The organism is Hydrocoleum sp. CS-953, assembly GCF_002260545.1.
Lineage (GTDB): Bacteria > Cyanobacteriota > Cyanobacteriia > Cyanobacteriales > Microcoleaceae > Trichodesmium.
In genome coordinates, this window is record NZ_LGSU01000297.1 from 1 (window position 1) to 2,665 (window position 2,665).

General features: G+C 34.6%; 2 protein-coding genes. Both read right to left on the reverse strand.

Annotated features, from left to right (window positions below):
* Positions 1 to 572: 572 nt before the first annotated feature.
* Positions 573 to 1,586 (reverse strand): hypothetical protein, encoded by a 1,014-nt coding sequence (locus AFK68_RS02685; protein WP_094671420.1) that lies wholly within the window; start codon positions 1,584 to 1,586, stop codon positions 573 to 575.
* A 253-nt stretch (positions 1,587 to 1,839) separates the two neighbouring features.
* Positions 1,840 to 2,439: a hypothetical protein gene (locus AFK68_RS02690; RefSeq protein ID WP_094671422.1), complete on the reverse strand. Its 600-nt coding sequence runs from the start codon at positions 2,437 to 2,439 to the stop codon at positions 1,840 to 1,842.
* Between the last annotated feature and the right edge of the window lie 226 nt (positions 2,440 to 2,665).

Here is a 2,665-nt window from a genome sequence, read left to right on the forward strand (position 1 = left end):
GGGTGTTACCTTCTGAAGTTTTGAACGGGTGGCAACAACGGTTAAATGATTCCAACTTTGAGTTACCCTCTGGGTATTGGTTGGAAGTTAAAAGAGAGCCGAAAAGTGAAATATCTAATACTTTCTCAGGTTTCTAGAAAATATTTTTTGAATCTGTAAAAATCTTGATTCATAGAAAGATAAAAAAGCTGGTTAATGGTAAGCATTCAGTTATTAGCTAGTCAGCTCTCAGGTATTATGGCAATAACTGCTAAGATTAGCAACTTAGCTTCTTATAATTACTTTTAATTTTTTATCAAAACTAATTCAAGTTATAGCTAACAATAAGTTAATCAAGCTATGACTAATAGCTGACTTTTGAATCCTTACGCAGTAATTAATTACTCTACAACATTAGCCAATCTGTTGTTTAGCTTGTTTAGCTACAGATACAGATGCTGATGGTGAGGTGTTGGAGAATAGTCTGTGAGAAAATATCAAGGGAACTTTTGAATAGGGGAGAGGTATAATGAATATCAAACCTCCATCCAAGAAGACTGCAAATTTACCCTAACACCCAACATCCAATTTTTTTAACTAAGAGAATTTTGTTTAAAAATAGGTAGACCTTCTGGAGATAAAACAATATTACCTTGACTATCTCGTTCTACATCAAGAAAGAGATAATTACCAGCATCATCTTTTTCTAAGACCAACTTTCCACCCTGCATTTTATAACTGGGAGGATGAAATTGAACCATACCTTGATGCTCAAATATTTCACCTTTATCATCCTTAAAAATTGGACTTACTACTAACTCTCCATTAACATCAAATACCCAATCTTGAGTTTGTGGGTCTCGCAAGGGAGTAGGATAAATAGGTAGACCTTTTGATGTTTTAATTAACTCCCCATTATTATCAGTAATTGGATAAATAAATACAGGTTTATCTTGATTATTATAAACCAGTTCATTAGTTTTGGGGTCTCTTAAAGGAATAGCACCTGGTAATGGTGGTTCGGGTACATCTAATTCTGGATGGGGTGGGTGTAAATTAGGTGAATTAGTATTAGGTAAAATTTCATAATGTTTGCTAAATTGAACTGCTGTAGGTGTAAAACCAGAACGTTTTAATAATGCTTGTATACCTTTTTGGTCGGCTGCAATTAATAAGTCAATATCACTTACTTCCATTTCTTGGGCTTTTTGAATTGCGGTATTTGCTAAGAGTTGAATATTTTCTGGTTGACGATGTTCTGGTTGAACGTACATTCCTAAAACTGAACCGATACGCCGAGGTAAAAAGGGATTTTCTAGTTCGTGTTCTTCTAAAAATTCTGCTGGTAAAGTAGGAGGTGGTGCTTCATCGTAGAAATAGATAAATATACAGCCAACTATTTGAGTTTGATTGTTAATTTGAGTTTCTAAAATATAACAATATGATAGAGGTTTATTGAGTTGGTAACTAACATATTTTTCGTAATCAAAATTGGGTTTAAGTTTCATTGATGGGTCGATATTAGCCCGTTCAGAGGCAAATCCTGCCCATAAGGGTGCTATTGCTTGACTATCTTCTGGAGTTGCTAATCTGTGGGTATAATTCATGGTTATTTAGTTGATATTTTGTTAATAATTTGTTGAATCTTTAGCTATGAAAAAAGAAGACCAAAAGTTTATTATTTGTAGGGGAGAATGGCATTCGCCCTCTATTTAGGAAATACTTGCAAATTATCATAACTTGATTAGGACTTACGCAGAAACCGGGTTTATCAACCAAATTTCCTGGTTTAAACAACAATATCACGGCAATAAACCCGGTTTCTTGTTTGCTTTGCGTAAGTCATGTTTATGTTGAATCTTACATTTCAAGAAAGCTTTTCAGAATCCCAATAATCTGACCTAAATTCCCTAAAAAATATTCATTTAGATCAATAGTAATAGTTTCACCTTCTAGCTCCAGAAATTTCCAGAGACTACCCGTGGTAATAACTCCAGAAATTTTTTTTACTTCATTTCCTTTTTGCTGATTAAATAACTGAGCAGCAATCATTTCTGCCATACATTGACCCAAACCTGTTTCTATATTATCATTTTTTGCCTCCACTAAAGTAACAACCGGAGCTTCTATAATTAACTGTTCGGGGGATTTGCTAATCATAAAGTCACAAAATCCATTTAAACCTCTCTGAGAATCGACAGTAAATTCCTTGCCAGAAAATAGACTTATTTGATTTGATAATTGTTTTTTTAGTTCAATTAGGATTGGCATAACTATCAGTTCAGACCGAGATTTTTCTGAATTAATTGACAGAGCTAATGGAATATTATAATCCAGAGTTTCCGATAAAAATTGGCTGTATTGTGATTCAGGAATTTTGGCAAATATGCCGTTTTTTTCTGAGAGTAAGATGCCAAATTCTGATTTTATTTGTTCGATTGTAAATTGGCTGTAAGACATCGATAAATTAGTAAAAAGTCTAGTTTAAAGGTAGTTGTTTTAGTAGCATTTTTGCTGGTGCGAAGCATGACGAGTGCTTTTCACAGGGGTGCGAATATGAGTACGTCGTCTAGGGTTGGTTAGAGTCGATGGAGGGTATTATCCCTCGCACCTCTCCTTCAGAACCTATCGTGCGACTTTCACCGCATCACGGCTCCTAGATAATCTTAGGCTTGTGACCTTTTGC